General features: G+C 60.9%; 13 protein-coding genes. 7 read left to right on the top strand and 6 right to left on the bottom strand.

Features of this window, described 5'->3' with window-relative positions; genetic code table 11:
• The first annotated feature begins 165 nt into the window (after nt 1–165).
• The 3 genes from ITX55_RS03665 (at nt 166) to ITX55_RS03655 (ending at nt 3,170) form a co-directional block, all read left to right on the top strand.
• On the top strand, nt 166–1,536 hold the full coding sequence (locus tag ITX55_RS03665) for a formimidoylglutamate deiminase (protein WP_108680575.1): 1,371 nt from the start codon (nt 166–168) through the stop codon (nt 1,534–1,536).
• Entirely contained in the window at nt 1,536–2,099 is a 564-nt protein-coding gene (locus tag ITX55_RS03660; RefSeq protein WP_033652099.1) for a HutD family protein, read from the top strand. The genes ITX55_RS03665 and ITX55_RS03660 overlap by 1 nt, the downstream gene beginning before the upstream one ends.
• 69 nt (nt 2,100–2,168) lie before the next feature.
• On the top strand, nt 2,169–3,170 hold the full coding sequence (locus tag ITX55_RS03655) for a LacI family DNA-binding transcriptional regulator (protein WP_033652100.1): 1,002 nt from the start codon (nt 2,169–2,171) through the stop codon (nt 3,168–3,170).
• Nucleotides 3,171–3,211: 41 nt separating this feature from the next.
• Here the strand turns inward: ITX55_RS03655 and ITX55_RS03650 are convergent, their stop codons facing one another.
• The 4 genes from ITX55_RS03650 to ITX55_RS03635 all read right to left on the bottom strand — a co-directional run bounded on the left by ITX55_RS03650 (nt 3,212) and on the right by ITX55_RS03635 (nt 8,175).
• Nucleotides 3,212–4,654, bottom strand: coding sequence for a glycoside hydrolase family 32 protein (locus ITX55_RS03650; RefSeq protein ID WP_108680577.1), 1,443 nt, complete (start codon nt 4,652–4,654; stop codon nt 3,212–3,214).
• Entirely contained in the window at nt 4,651–5,910 is a 1,260-nt protein-coding gene (locus ITX55_RS03645) for an MFS transporter (RefSeq protein WP_042784312.1), read from the bottom strand. Before ITX55_RS03645 ends, ITX55_RS03650 begins: the two co-directional genes overlap by 4 nt.
• Before the next feature lie 168 nt (nt 5,911–6,078).
• Nucleotides 6,079–7,383, bottom strand: coding sequence for an MFS transporter (locus tag ITX55_RS03640; protein WP_042784313.1), 1,305 nt, complete (start codon nt 7,381–7,383; stop codon nt 6,079–6,081).
• A 93-nt stretch (nt 7,384–7,476) separates the two neighbouring features.
• Nucleotides 7,477–8,175: a DAPG hydrolase family protein gene (locus ITX55_RS03635; protein ID WP_025302572.1), complete on the bottom strand. Its 699-nt coding sequence runs from the start codon at nt 8,173–8,175 to the stop codon at nt 7,477–7,479.
• A gap of 93 nt (nt 8,176–8,268) precedes the next feature.
• Here ITX55_RS03635 and ITX55_RS03630 point away from each other — a divergent pair, with 93 nt between their 5' ends.
• Nucleotides 8,269–8,913, top strand: a complete 645-nt coding sequence (locus ITX55_RS03630) for a TetR/AcrR family transcriptional regulator (RefSeq protein ID WP_108680579.1) — start codon at nt 8,269–8,271, stop codon at nt 8,911–8,913.
• 56 nt (nt 8,914–8,969) lie between these two features.
• Here the strand turns inward: ITX55_RS03630 and pckA are convergent, their stop codons facing one another.
• On the bottom strand, nt 8,970–10,589 hold the full coding sequence (gene pckA / locus ITX55_RS03625) for a phosphoenolpyruvate carboxykinase (ATP) (protein WP_033642831.1): 1,620 nt from the start codon (nt 10,587–10,589) through the stop codon (nt 8,970–8,972).
• Between the two features lie 432 nt (nt 10,590–11,021).
• On the opposite strand from pckA, the gene ITX55_RS03620 reads away from it, so the two are divergent.
• Together ITX55_RS03620 and ITX55_RS03615 are read left to right on the top strand one after the other, a co-directional pair.
• Nucleotides 11,022–12,365 (top strand): 2-hydroxycarboxylate transporter family protein, encoded by a 1,344-nt coding sequence (locus ITX55_RS03620; RefSeq protein ID WP_223084808.1) that lies wholly within the window; start codon nt 11,022–11,024, stop codon nt 12,363–12,365.
• A 328-nt stretch (nt 12,366–12,693) separates the two neighbouring features.
• Nucleotides 12,694–14,112 carry a serralysin family metalloprotease gene (locus ITX55_RS03615; protein ID WP_108680581.1) on the top strand — a complete coding sequence of 473 codons (1,419 nt, stop codon included), beginning with the start codon at nt 12,694–12,696 and terminating at the stop codon, nt 14,110–14,112.
• Nucleotides 14,113–14,258: 146 nt separating this feature from the next.
• On the opposite strand, the gene ITX55_RS03610 is transcribed toward ITX55_RS03615, so the two are convergent.
• Complete coding sequence (locus tag ITX55_RS03610; RefSeq protein ID WP_033642834.1) at nt 14,259–14,468, bottom strand: hypothetical protein; 210 nt, start codon at nt 14,466–14,468, stop codon at nt 14,259–14,261.
• A 159-nt stretch (nt 14,469–14,627) separates the two neighbouring features.
• Here ITX55_RS03610 and ITX55_RS03605 point away from each other — a divergent pair, with 159 nt between their 5' ends.
• The gene (locus ITX55_RS03605) at nt 14,628–14,780 is read left to right on the top strand and encodes a hypothetical protein (RefSeq protein ID WP_162837208.1); all 153 of its coding nucleotides are present in this window, start codon (nt 14,628–14,630) and stop codon (nt 14,778–14,780) included.
• Nucleotides 14,781–14,790 lie beyond the last annotated feature (10 nt).

The raw sequence follows: 14,790 nt of genomic DNA, 5'->3' as shown, positions 1-14,790 counted from the left end.
AAATAAAAAAATAATAACACCAGTTTACTGTTGATGTCGGCGTATGTATATGTATATACAACTAGTGGCCGTCGCGCCAGAAACTTGCCGGCGACCGCCAAAAATTCCTGAAGACGCGCCATCGCCGCGCCTTATTCGCCGTTACATTAACCGTGGAATACTGCCATGCCTGCTTATTTTGCCCCACGCGCTTTGCTCCCTGAGGGCTGGGCGCATAACGTCCGGCTAGACGTCGATGCGCAAGGTTATCTGACTCAAGTTACCGCCAACGCTGAACCGCAAGGCTGCACCCGGCTGCACGGCGATGCGGTGCCGGGCATGCCGAACCTGCACTCCCACGCCTTTCAGCGCGCGATGGCCGGGTTGGCGGAAGTGGCGGGCAACCCGCAGGACAGCTTCTGGACCTGGCGCGATCTGATGTATCGGCTGGTGCAGCGCCTGACGCCGGAGCAGGTGGAGGTGGTCGCCCGTCAACTGTATATCGAAATGCTCAAGGGCGGATATACCCAGGTGGCCGAATTCCACTACCTGCATCACGACGCCGACGGCAAGCCTTACGCCGATCGCGGTGAAATGACCGGCCGCCTCAGCGCGGCCGCGCATCAGGCCGGCATCGGCATGACGATGCTGCCGGTGCTGTACAGTTACGCCGGTTTTGGCGCCCAGCCGGCCCAGCCGGGGCAGAAACGGTTTATCCAGGATGCCGAAGGCTATCTGCAACAGCAGCAGGTGATTGCTCGCCAACTGGCGGATCGCCCGTTGCAGAATCACGGTCTGTGTTTCCATTCGCTGCGCGCGGTGGAACTTGGTCAGATGCAACAGATTTTGGCCGCGTCGGATCGCACCTTGCCGGTGCATATTCATATCGCCGAGCAGCAAAAAGAGGTGAACGACTGCCTGGCGTGGAGCGGGCAGCGACCGGTGGCCTGGCTGTATGACCATCTGCCGGTGGATCAGCGCTGGTGCCTGGTGCACGCCACCCATCTGGATCGCGACGAGCTGGAAGCGCTGGCGCGCAGTCGCGCGGTGGCCGGCCTGTGCCCGACCACCGAAGCCAACCTCGGCGACGGCATTTTCCCCGGCGACGTCTATCTGCAGCAGCAGGGGCGTTGGGGCATCGGCTCCGACAGCCACGTTTCGCTCAACGTGGTGGAAGAGCTGCGCTGGTTTGAATATGGTCAGCGGCTGCGCGATCAGCGCCGCAATCGCCTGACGACACCGCAGCAACCGGCGGTGGGCGATGTGCTGTATCACCAGGCGCTGCAAGGCGGCGCGCAGGCGTGTGGCGCGCCGATCGGCCGCTTGCAGAGCGGCTATCGCGCCGACTGGCTGGTGCTGGACGGCGACGATCCGTATTTGTCGGCGGCGCCGGATGCCTCGATCCTCAACCGCTGGCTGTTCGCCGGCGGCAAAGAGCAAATTCGCGACGTGTTCGTCGGCGGCCGACAGGTGATCGAGCAGGGGCGGCACGCGCTGCAGCAGCAGAGCAGCGCCGATTTCCTGCAGGTGCTGAAAACCTTTCAGCAGGAGGCGTGATGAGCCTGACCCGTTTTAATTTCGCTGGGTTGCCGGTCAGCCCGTGGCGCAACGGCGGCGGGGAAACCCGTGAAATCGTCAGTTGGCCGCCGGGCGAGCCGGATTTCGACTGGCGCGCCAGCATCGCCACCATCGCACAGGACGGGCCGTTTTCCGCCTTTGCGGGCATCGATCGTTCGATCACGCTGCTGGAAGGCGACGGCGTGCGGCTGTTCAGCGCCGGGCATATCGACCATCAGTTGGCGCGTATCGGGGAGCCGTTCGCCTTTTCCGGCGACGTGGCGCTGGAAGCGACGCTGCTGGGCGGCGCCAGTCAGGATTTCAACATCATGACGCGCCGCGGCCGGCTAGCGGCGCAGGTGCAACGCAGCGCCGAGCCGCTAACCTTGCCGCCGGGGCGGGCGGGGGTGCTGTATGTGCTGAGCGGGCTCTGGTCGCTGCCGGGGGGCGGCGAACTGAGCGCGCGCGAGGGCGTCTGGTGGACGGCATCGGCGGCGGGGGGCGACGTGGCGCCGTTGAGGGCCGGCAGCGCCATCCTGTGGGCGGACATCACACCCCGTTAACGCAGAGTAGAGTCCTGCGCCCGGTTATGGGATTATTCACTTTTTCCCATTAATCATAAAGAAGGGCGCATGGCTTCGCTGAAAGACGTCGCAAAACTTGCCGGAGTCTCGTTGATGACGGTGTCCCGCGCCATCAATGATCCCGGCAAGCTGCGGCCGGAAACCTACCGCCGCGTCAAACAGGCTATCGATCGGTTGGACTATGTGCCGGATCTGTCGGCGCGGCGTATTCGCGGTGACGGAAATCGCGTGCAGACGCTCGGCGTGCTGGCGCTGGATACCGCCACGACGCCGTTCTCGGTGGAAATGATCCTGTCGATTGAGAAAACCGCGCGCGAGCGCGGCTGGAACAGCTTCGTCGTCAACCTGTTCGCCGACGACAACGCCGAACAGACCGTCGATCTGCTGCTGGCGCATCGGCCGGATGGGGTGATCTTCACCACGATGGGGCTGCGTGAGGTGACGCTGCCGGCCAAACTGCTGGACAAAAAGCTGGTGTTGGCCAACTGCGTCAGCCCGGCGCATTCGATCGCCAGCTACATTCCTGATGATGAGCAAGGGCAGTATGACGCGACGCGCACGCTGATCGCCAAAGGCTATCGCGCGCCTTTGTGCATTCATTTACCGGCGGATACGCTGGCGGCGGGGCTGCGCCGCCGCGGTCTGGAACGCGCCTGGCGCGAAGCGGGGCGCGATGTTGAACAGCTGCGGCAGTATCATCTCGATCTGAGCGCCGGCGATCAAAGCTATCGCGACTGCGTAGCGTTGCTGGAGCGGCATTTTTCCGCCGGCCGGCGCGATTGCGATGTCGTGGTGTGTGGGAACGATCGGATAGCGTTTCTGGCGTATCAGGTATTGCTGGCGCAAGGTTGGCGGATACCGCAGCAGGTGGCGGTGCTGGGCTACGACAATATGGTCGGCACCGGCGAGCTGTTCCTGCCTGCATTGACGACGGTGCAGCTGCCGCATTATGAACTGGGTCGCCTTGCGGCGCTGCATGTGATTGAGCGGCGGGAACAGCGTGATACGGTGAAAGTGCCTTGCCCGCTGCTGGAACGTGGTTCGCTGTAAGCGCACCGGGGGCATCGCTGCGCGCCCGGTGCTCATTCCCATTACCCCCAGATGCTTGCCAACTGCCATCCCGTGATGGGCTCGAACAGCGCCTGGCCGCCTTCGGCGAACAGGCTGAGGCGGCGATCGCCCGCCGTCGGATAGATGCGGCTGGTCAGGCAGGCCTGCCCCTGATTAACGAAGATCTCCAGTGAGGAGCGATCGATAAAGATCCGCAGCGACAGAATGTCACCCTCCGGCAGCGGCACACTGCGGCAGGTGCACAGCGCCGGGTGTTCATTAAAACGCTCCAGCACCAATCGGTGTGACTGATTGTCGACGAACAGCCGCGCCGCACTCCCAATGGCCAGACCGTACCGCTCGGCGTCGCTGTCGGCCGGTCTCAACGTCAGGATGAGCTCCTGCATATCGTTCGTCAGCGGCAGATGCTGATTGGTCAGCGTCTGCGCCGACAACGTCTGCGATCCTCGGCGCAACGCCGCCAGTTCACGAGCCGGATTCATGCGGACGCTGCCGTCGGCGGCCAGCGTCAGCTCGCGTGGCAGGGTGAGGGCGCCGGCCCAGCGGTGCGCTTTGCTGGGCATCGGTGATTCCCACATATCCATCCAGGCAAACAGCAGCCGACGGCCGTCGGCGGCGGTGAAGGTCTGCGGCGCATAGAAATCGTGGCCGGCATCCAGCTCGCAGAAGGGCTGCGTTACCGTAAAGTCGCCGTCCGGCCGCCAATGGCCGAGCAGATAGCCGCTCTGGAAGCGATTGCGGTAGCGGTAGCCCTGCGCCGCCAGCCCCTGCGGCGAAAACAGCAGCAGGTGTTGCTCCCCCAGCTGAAAGAAATCCGGGCATTCCCACATATAGCCCTGATGCGCCGTTTGCGCGCCGGCCAGCACCCGATCGAAGCGCCAGGCGCGCAGGTCGGCAGAGCGGTACAGGCGCACCTGGCCCAGGCCGTTTTCTTTGGCGCCGACCACCAGCCACCATTCGCCGTTTTCGCGCCAGACTTTCGGATCGCGAAAATGCTGAATGCCGTCCGGCGGGGCCAGTACCGGCCCGTGCTTGACGAAGCGTATGCCGTCTTCGCTGGTGGCCAGACATTGCACTTCCCGCACCTGGCTGTCGTCACCGGGTTCGCCCAACCACACATGGCCGGTGTAAAGCAGCGTCAGCACGCCGTTGTCATCCACGGCGCAGCCGGAAAAACAACCGTCTTTGTCATAGGGCGCATCGGGCGCCAGGGCGATGGGTTGGTGCTGCCAGCGTATCAGATCGCGGCTGGTCGCATGCCCCCAGTGCATGGGCCCCCAGTGCTCGCTATGGGGATGATGTTGGAAGAACGCATGATAGACGCCGTCAATACAGATCAGGCCGTTGGGATCGTTGATCCAGCCGGCGGCCGGTGCGAGATGGAACTGCGGATAATAATCGTCTCGGCGCTCTGCGCGCAGGGCTTCGACCGCATGGTCGGCTTGAGCTAAAGCAGTGTTCATTGGACAGACTCACTTGATTTAATGGCGGATGGAAAGGGCGTTGCCGTGGCGGAGCGTTCGCCGCGCAGCAAGAAACAGGAGACAAGCGTGGTGACGGCGACCGCGCAGCCCATCAGCAGATAGGTGTCGGCAAAGCCGATGCGGTCATAACCGTAGCCCGCCAGCGGCGACAGGAAGCTGGCCATCACCTGGGTGATGAACTGGAAGCCTACCAGGTACAGCGTGGAGGAGAGTCGGCTGTCGAAGCGGCTGGCGATGTATTTGAAGATAGCGATCAGCAGGATTGGCAATTCTACGGCGTGCAGCAGTTTCATGGCGGAGATCATCAGGGCGCCGCTGACCAACCCGGAACCGAACATGCGCAGCGCCATCACGCTGCCCGCCAGCAACAGCCCCTGCTTGGCGCCGATGCGGTTCACCAGCAGCGGGGCCAGGAACATGCCGCCGGCTTCGAGGAAGACCTGCAGCGAGTTGAGAAAACCGTACATCTCGTTGCCCTGTGCGCGAGAAGCGAACTGTGAAGCGAAGTAGACAGAAAATTGCTGATCGAAAACGTTGTATACGCTGATCCCCAGCACAAACACTACCAGCGCCCAGAAGCCCGGCATGCGCAGCAGCGCCAGCGCGTCCTGCAGCCGCAGGTTCTCCGGTTTGCCGAACGCCAGGCCGGCCATGGCGTTCGGCTTCAGCTCGCGCACCTGACTGAGCAGCAACAGGAACACCACGGCGGCGGCGGAGGCCAGCCAGAAATTGATGTTCGGGTTGATATTGAAGATAAAACCGGCCACAAAGGTGGCGCTGGCCCAGCCGAGCGAGCCCCACATGCGGGCGCGGCCGAACTCGAAACCGCTGATGCGGCTGACGCGCTCGGTATAAGACTCCAGCGCGCCGATGCCGGCGAAGAAGGTCGCGCCGATGAACACCCCGCCGACCAAAGCGCCGAGCGGCAGGCTGCTCGCCAGCAGCGGGGCATAAACGTAGATAAAGAACGGGCCGGTCAGCAGCAGCATCACGCCGAGAAACTGCAGCAGGTGTTTGCGCAGCCCAAGTTTGTCCTGAATAAAGCCGTACAACGGCTGTGCGCACAGCGCCACCAGCGAGATGGCGGAGAAGATCAGGCCGGTCTCGGCGCCTTTCAGCCCGATCTTTTGATTCAGCCATAGCGAGATCAGCGAAAAGCTGGAAGACCAGGTGAAGAAAAAGAAGAACAGCAGGCCGCTGAGCAGCACGTAATATTTTTTAGTTTCGCGGTTCATGGGTAGGGCCCCGGTGAGTGAAGTTAGCTCTATTGTTAACGTTAACTCGCGGATGGATGAAGCTGTCAGTTATCACTCATGCGATGTTAATCACAAAAGTTAACGTTAACATTCTTGCGTTGTGATCATTATCACTAGTTGGAATGGGGGCGATGCGCCCCCGGAGGATTAACGTTCGTTCAGCGAGCGCAGATGATCGTCGCGGCGCAGCGTCATCAGCGCAAACAGGCTGACCACCGACGTGGCGACCACATAGTAGGCGGGAATGTCGATATTGCCGGTCTGTTTGATGAGGCCGGTGATAATCAGCCCGGCCGAGCCGGAAAACACCGCATTGGACAGCGAGTAAGCCAGCCCCAGGCCGGTATAGCGCACCCGGGTCGGGAACATCTCCGCCAGCATCGCCGGGCCGGGACCGGCCAGCAGGCCGACCACGGCGCCGGCGATCATGACTGCCAGCCCTTTGATCCACAGTGAGCTCTGCGCATCCTGCAACAGGTGCAGCAGCGGGAAGGTGAACAGGATCACCGCCGCCACGGCTGTCAGCATCACCGTTTTTCGTCCCAGCCTGTCGCTGATGATGCCCGCCGGCAGGATGGTCAGGGCGAAACCGACGTTGGCCAGCACCGTCGCCACCAGCGCCTGTTGGAAGGTGGCGTGCAGCGAGGTTTGCAAATAGGAAGGCATCACCACCAGGAAGGTATAGCCGGCGGCCGACCAGCCCATCATGCGGCCGATGCCGACCAGAATGGTTTTCACCACGCCGCCCAGCTTCGCTTCCGGCGGCGCGGCGGTGTGCTCCGCGGCGTGCTGCGCCTGGGTAAACGTCGGCGTTTCCTCAAGCTTGAGCCGCAGCCACAGCGCCACGGCGCCCATCGGCAGCGCCAGCAGGAAGGGAATGCGCCAGCCCCAGTCATGCAACTGCTGCACGCTCAGCAGCGCAGCCAGCAGCGCCACCAGCCCGGCGCCGGCCAACAGGCCGAGCGCGACGGTCAGCGATTGCCAGGCGCCGAACAGCCCGCGCTTGCCCTTTGGGGCGAACTCGGTCATCAGCGACACGGCGCCGCCGAATTCGCCGCCGGCGAACAGCCCCTGGAACATACGCAGCAGCGTCAGCAGCAGCGGGGCGGCGACGCCGATCGAGGCATAGGTCGGCATGACGCCGATCAACGCCGTCGCCAGCGTCATCAGCAGCAGGACCGCAATCAGCGTCGGACGACGGCCGATGCGATCGCCGATGCGGCCGAAGATCACCGCGCCGATCGGCCGGCAGAAAAACGCCAGCGCGAAGGCGGCGTAGGTGAGGATCAGGCTGGTGATTTCATTTTCACCCTGCAGCGTGAAAAAATTGGCGGCGATAACGGTGGCCAGGAACCCGTACACCCCGAACTCGTACCATTCGATAAAGTTGCCGACCGAGCCGGCCAGCAACGCCTGACGCGAGCGGCGCGCGTCGAGAGTCTGTTGATTCATCCCCGTTCCCATACTTTTGATTTATTGTTCGTCAGTTCTAAATTTATACGACAAAACAATCAATTGATTTCAGCGGGAACTGTGAGGCGCGATTCACCAGAGCAACGGCGCCGGCTCGCGGCCGTTTTCGGCGTAGTACAGCGACGGCAGGAACTGCGCCAGATAGCTGAACTCGTTGTAGCAGTGGCGCATCAGGTTAAACCCGATGTCGTCCGACAGTTCGTCGTGGGCGTTGGCGCAGGCTTTACCCAACAGAAAACGGCTGCGCAGCACGCACCCGTAGGGCGTATCGCGCGCCAGATGCAGCATTTCGCCGTCGCAGGGATCGCCGTTGTCATCCAACGCCACCTGGTCGCCGAAGCCGATGCGCGCGCACACGGCGGCGGAGAGCGCCTGCGCGTCACGCGCCTGGCGCAGCGGTTGCGGCGCGAAGAAGTCCTCGGCGGCGTGGAATTTGAGGCGCGCCGCGACCGGTGGCAGCTCCGCCAGCCATTCGACCGCTTCGATGCTGGCGCCGACGTAGCTTTCCCCTTTTTTCCAATGGCGGTCCCAGCCGCGATGTTCGACGTGATCGTGCGGGTGCCACCAGTTGATGTGCTGCGTGTTCTCAAAGAAGGTGAACCACCAGTCCAGCATGCGCCCCTTGCAGCCGTGCAGATCGGTACGGACCGCGACGGTCAGCAAACCGTCGGCGCTGCGACTCAGCCCCATCTCCAGCCGCAGCGGTTCAGGTTTGAGCAACTCGTTGATATCGTTAACGCCCCACGGCGCCAGCAGGGAAGGATGTGTCATAATGGGTTCCTGTTTTATTTTGGAAACGAATTGTGTTTCCAAAATAAAACTATGCCGCTATGCTGAGTCTGTCAATGCTTGTGAGGAATAAATATGGCGAACCCGAATGAAGAACCGCTGCGTGCTCGCGGCCGGCCGGCCACGCCGGAAACGGCGCTGCGCGCCGCGTTGGCGCAGGCGACGCTGGCGCTGTTGCTCGACGGCGGCTATGCCGCGGCAACGGTGGATGCGGTGGCGAAACGCGCCGGGGTGGCTAAAAAAACCCTGTATCGCTTTGCGGCCAATCGCGACGAACTGGTGGCGCAGGCGGTGAGCGGCTGGACCGAGGCGTTTCAGCCGGCCTTCGCCCAGGATGCCGGGCGGTGGGAGGCGGTGGCGCCGCTGTTGGAAAAAGGGCTGAAGGCGGTGGCGCAGCAGGTATTGAGCGCCGAAGCGGTGGGGATGTTTCGGCTGTTGCAAAGCGAGTTTCCGGGGCGCGAGGCGCTGCTGGACAGCTATCAGCGCAACGGCATCCTGCGCGGACGGGCGACGGTGGCGAACTGGCTGCGGCGCCAGCAGCAGTGCGGGTGGCTGCGTGAGCGTGACTGGGCGCAAACCAGCGATCTGCTGTTGGCGATGACCATCGCCGAACCGCTGCGGCAGATGACGCTGGGGCTGTTGCCGCCCGGCAGCGCGATCGACGAGCGCATCGCGGCGGCAGTGGCGCTGGTGATGCCGGGTTTGCTGGCGGAAGGATGAAAACAAGAAAGGGCCGAAAGTTCGGCCCTTAAACAGCAGGATGCAAAACGTCTGCGTTACAGCTTCGGCCCGGCGTTCACCAGCTTTTCGCCCGCCTGGGTGACGGTATATTTGGCGAAGTTATCGATAAAGCGCTGCGCCAGATCCTGCGCTTTCTCCTGCCACAGCGATTCGTCGGCGTAGGTTTTGCGCGGATCGAGGATGGACGGATCGACGCCCGGCAGCGCGGTCGGCACTGCCAGCCCGAAGATCGGCAGCGTGAAGGTGTCGGCCTGCTCAATGTCGCCATTCAAGATGGCGTCGATGATGCCGCGCGTATCTTTGATCGAGATACGCTTGCCGCTGCCGTTCCAGCCGGTGTTGACCAGGTAAGCCTGGGCGCCGGCGGCCTCCATGCGTTTCACCAGCACTTCAGCGTATTGCGTCGGGTGCAGCGTCAGGAACGCGGCGCCGAAGCAGGCGGAGAAGGTCGGCGTCGGGGCGGTGATGCCGCGCTCGGTGCCGGCCAGCTTGGCGGTGAAGCCGGACAGGAAGTGGTATTGGGTCTGCTCCGGCGTCAGGCGCGACACCGGCGGCAGCACGCCGAAGGCGTCGGCGGTCAGGAAGATGATCTTGCGCGCGTGGCCGGCTTTGGACACCGGTTTGACGATGTTCTCGATGTGATAAATCGGGTAAGAGACGCGGGTGTTCTCGGTTTTGCTGGCGTCGTCGAAGTCGATGCTGCCGTCGGCCCGCACGGTGACGTTTTCGAGCAGCGCATCGCGGCGGATCGCCTGATAGATTTCCGGCTCCGCCTGCGGCGACAGCTTGATGGTTTTGGCGTAGCAGCCGCCTTCGAAGTTGAACACGCCGTCGTCGTCCCAGCCGTGCTCGTCATCGCCGATCAGCTGGCGTTTCGGATCGGTGGAGAGGGTGGTTTTGCCGGTGCCTGACAGGCCAAAGAACACCGCGACGTCGCCTTGCTCGCCGACGTTGGCCGAGCAGTGCATCGAGGCGATGCCCTTCAGCGGCAGCAGATAGTTCATGATCGAGAACAGGCCTTTCTTCATCTCGCCGCCGTACCAGGTGCCGCCGATCAGCTGCATGCGCTCGGTCAGGTTGAAAGCGACGAAGTTTTCCGAGTGCAGCCCTTGCTGCTGCCAGTCCGGGTTGGTGCATTTGGCGCCGTTCAACACCACGAAGTCCGGCTCAAAGTCCGCCAGCTCGGCGTCGCTTGGGCGGATAAACATGTTTTTCACGAAGTGCGCCTGCCAGGCCACCTCGGTGATGAAGCGCACCTTCAGGCGCGTATCGGCGTTGGCGCCGCAGAAGGCATCCACCACGAACAGACGCTTGCCGGAGAGCTGGTTGCCCACCAGCGTCTTCAGATGCTGCCAGACTTCCGGCGACAGCGGCTGGTTGTCGTTCTTGCCGGTACCGTTGTCGGACCACCAGACGGTGTCGCGCGTGGTGTCGTCGCGCACGATGTATTTGTCTTTCGGCGAACGGCCGGTAAATTCGCCGGTCGCGACGTTGACCGCACCCAGTTGGGTGAGGGTGCCGCGTTCCAGCGGCGGCAGGTCGGCGCGGGTCTCTTCGGCGAACAGCAATTCATAGCTGGGGTTATAGACGATGTCGGCGGCCTGATGGATGCCGTAGCGAGCGAGGGTTTGTGGGGTAACAGCGCGTGAAGACATATTCTACTTCCTTATGAGTCATATTATGCCTTTTTCCCGTGCGGTGCCGCGCGCAGGATTAAGGTTCGGATCAAGCTGACCGGATTCAGCTAATGGCGTTTCCGGTTCTTTATTAATAAAGCAGGGGGCTTTTTCGCCCTCCTATAGCATAGCAGCGAATTTAAGCCTGATTACTTTAATTACAAAATGCTGACGATAATTAATTAAAACCAACCTTGGCGGAGGGTCACAATATTGAATTCCCTCAGCGTAATTTAGTTTTGCATTTTTATTTTTTATCATATTGTCAGTGCTGTCTACTGTTTTATTTCTTATTAGAAAAAGCGAAATCCGCAATAGGATTTTTGTAATTAGTTGTTTTCACTTGGCTATGGCGGGATTGTTGCGCCAGGTGGATCTAACCGTACTGTACGCTTGTCAGCAGGGTGAATAATGAAACAGATAAATGCAAAAATAGCCTGTGATAAAAATACGGCATCGTCCGAATCATCAGGATTAATTAATCAACTTCGTCAAATAGATATCGGTGCGGTGCCGATCGCGTTGTTTATCACGATTTGCGCCATCGTGGCGATTTCCGCCTACGCCAACTTCCTGCCGAAGAATATGATCGGCGGCCTGGCGGTGATAATGACGCTGGGCTTTGCGTTGGCGCAGTTGGGTAAAAGCATTCCCGTGCTGCGCGATATCGGCGGGCCGGCCATTCTGTGTTTGATGGTGCCGTCGGTGCTGGTCTACTTCAACGTGTTCCAGCCCAACGTCATGGGCACCGTCCATCTGCTGATGAAAGACGCCAACCTGCTTTATTTCGTCATCGCCAGTCTGGTGGTCGGCAGCATTCTCGGCATGAACCGGGTGATCCTGATCCAGGGGATGATTCGCATGTTCGTGCCGCTGGTGGTGGGCACGGTCACGGCGGTGATCACCGGGCTGCTGGTGGGGAAACTGTTCGGCTTCACCTTCTATCACACCTTCTTCTTTATCATCGTGCCGATCATCGGCGGCGGCATCGGCGAGGGCATTTTACCGCTGTCGTTGGCCTATTCGGCGATCCTGGGATCGACACCGGACGTCTACGTCGCGCAGCTGGCGCCGGCGGCGGTGCTGGGTAATATCTTCGCCATCGTGACCGCCGGGGTGCTGGCGCGCGTCGGCATGCAGCGCAAGGCGCTGAGCGGCGACGGCATGCTGATCCGTTCGGCGCAGGAGAACGCGATGTTCGCCATCAAGGAACAAAGCGGCAACGTCGATTTCCAACTAATGGGCGGCGGGCTGCTGGTGATCTGCGCCTTCTTTATCGTCGGCGGCCTGTTCGAGCATATCGTGCATATCCCTGGCCCGGTGCTGATGATCCTGTTCGCGGTGCTGTGCAAATACTGCCGGGTGATCCCGGCTTCGATGGAGACCGGCGCGCACAGTTTCTATAAGTTCGTCTCCACCGCGTTGGTGTGGCCGCTGATGATCGGTCTGGGCATGTTGTACGTGCCGCTGGAAAGCGTGGTTGCGGTGTTTTCGGTCGGCTATGTGGTGGTCTGCGGCTCGGTGGTGCTGTCGATGGGGTTGGTCAGTTTCCTGATTGCGCCTTACCTGAAGATGTTCCCGGTGGAAGCGGCGATCGTCACCTGCTGTCACAGCGGCCTGGGCGGCACCGGCGACGTGGCGATCCTGTCGGCGTCCAACCGCATGGGGCTGATGCCGTTCGCCCAAATCGCTACGCGCATCGGCGGCGCTTCCACGGTCATTGGCGCGACGCTGTTGCTCGGTTGGTTAGTCTGAGTCCAGAGTGTGTTATGGATAGCCGGGGTTGGATTGCCCCGGTTTTTTTATACTTTTTTCGACATCGTGATAATGCTGATTATTACCTTGAAAATCATTCGCATGGCGGAAAATCCCTGTCACACTTTTGATAAGAAAAATCTGTTCTCGGTAAAATGTGTCTATTCTCTTCTCTTAAGGGATTATCGTTCTCATTCAGAGTGCCGATGGAAGGCGCCAGCGCATTACCGATATCCCCGTATTGATTCAACACCGGGCCGCTGCCGTTCAGGCAATCCGCCAGTTGGGGCATCCCCCCGATTGAATTGACGAATATGGAGATAAGGTTATGTCATCAAGCAATGCTTCCGTTAAGGCCGAAGGCGTATTAGCCCTGCTGGGCGCTTATAAACCCGATGTAGACGACACCATTACCGTGCTTCATCCGTCGAAAACGTTCGAGAATGCCGGCCTGGAACTGGTGCGCGGCGATCGCAGTTGGCACGACAAGGGCGTGACCGAAAAGCCGGTCTCCCTGACCTACAGCTTCTGGGAAAAGGCGCCGGGCAATATGTCGAGCATGAGCATCAGCGGCTTCAGCAGCTTTAACGCGGAACAGCGCGAGCAGGCCAAACTGTCGCTGCAGTCATGGTCCGACGTGGCCAACATTACCTTCACCGAGACCAGCAACACCGCCGCCGCCAACATCAAATTCGGTCTGTTCGATTACAGCTCGCGCGGCTCCTATGCCTTTGCGTATAACCCGGATTCATCGCCTTCGGTCGCCGGTCAAACCTGGTATAACGCCAAGAACCACACCTTCGTCAACAACCAGATCCATGAAAACGAGTACGGCCGCCAGACCTTCACCCATGAGATCGGTCATGCGCTGGGGTTGCAGCACCCGGGCGACTATAACGCCGCGCCGGGCGTCAGCATCACCTACGCTAAAGACGCGACCTACTTCGAAGACAGCCGCGCCCACAGCCTGATGAGCTATTTCAGCGAAAGCAACACCGGGCAGGACTTTAAAGGCGCGTACTCTTCCGGACCGTTGCTCAATGACATCACGGCGATCCAGCATTTCTACGGCGCCAACATGAACACCCGCACCGGCGACACGGTTTACGGTTTCAATTCCAACACCGATCGCGACTTCCTCACCGCCACCGGCGCGCAGGACAAGATAATCTTCACCGCCTGGGATGCCGGCGGCAACGACACCTTCGACTTCTCCGGCTTCGACCAAAATCAGCGCATCAACCTGAATGAAAAGGCGTTCTCGGACGTCGGCGGCCTGAAAGGCAACGTGTCGATCGCGGCGGGCGTAACGATTGAAAACGCCATCGGCGGGTCGGGTAACGATGTGCTGGTCGGGAACGCCGCCGATAACGTGCTCAAGGGCGGCGCGGGCGATGATGTGTTGTACGGCGGCAAAGGGGCGGATCAGCTGTGGGGCGGCGCCGGCAAGGACACCTTCGTCTACTTCGCGGCGGATGAGTCGACGGCGGCGGCGCCGGATTGGATCCGCGACTTCGTGCGCGGCGAGGACAAGATCGATCTGACGCTGTTCAACACCGGCAGCGCCGACGGCATCCGCTTCGTCGATCAGTTCAGCGGCAAGGCGGGCGAGGCGAAGCTGAGCTACGATGCGCAAAATCACGTCAGCGATGTGGCGATCAACCTGGGCGGCGCCTTTGACGGCAACGATTTCCTGGTGAAAGTGGTGGGGCAGCCGCTGGATGCCGGCGATTTCGTGTTGGCGTAAGGCAGGCAACAAAAATAGGGCATTTTGGGCAAAAACCCGACAATTCCTATTAATTACGTCATATTAGCGTGACATAGTAGCGCGCAGAAGGCCGGGCTTGCATACCTCGGGCTTCTGTCGGATCGCCAACCTTTTCGGTTGGCGATTCATTTTCCGCCTTTCAGCATGTTGATGGCGGCGCCGAGCAGGATACGCCGTTCGATGTCGTTGCTCTCGGCCAGCTGCCGCGCCAGATGTTTCTCCAGCGTTTCCACCGACAGCGCCTCGCCGCGATGGCGCAGCTGCATCACGCTGTCGCCGATCAGGCGCGCGACTTCATCCCATACGGGTTTAATCTCCTGTTCCGAGAACGTCATGGCCTACACCTCGGTGGGTTGATTTTCGCCCAATGTAGCAGTTGAACTGCGGCTTCGCTACCGACGGCCAAAAACAGGAAGCATAAAAAACAAGCCATCAGTATTTCTTCTGGTTTTTGCGCTCAATACTTGCGGTGTCGAAAAGCAGGAGATCACAACATGAACTGGGTCGAAACCTTGGCGGAGTACTACCGCCTCAGCCGCACGGGTGAAACGCAACATTGGCTGTGCCGTCGCTGGTTGCCACAGGGGGAAGCGCGTCTGGCCTATTTGCGCGAGTTACTGGAGCCGACCGCGGCGCCGCGGCGGTGAGCAGGGCGCC

It is taken from the genome of Serratia sp. EWG9, assembly GCF_019913725.1.
Lineage (GTDB): Bacteria > Pseudomonadota > Gammaproteobacteria > Enterobacterales > Enterobacteriaceae > Serratia > Serratia ureilytica.
Note: the sequence above shows the minus strand (reverse complement) of the source record. Positions and strands in the feature narration are given on the sequence as shown.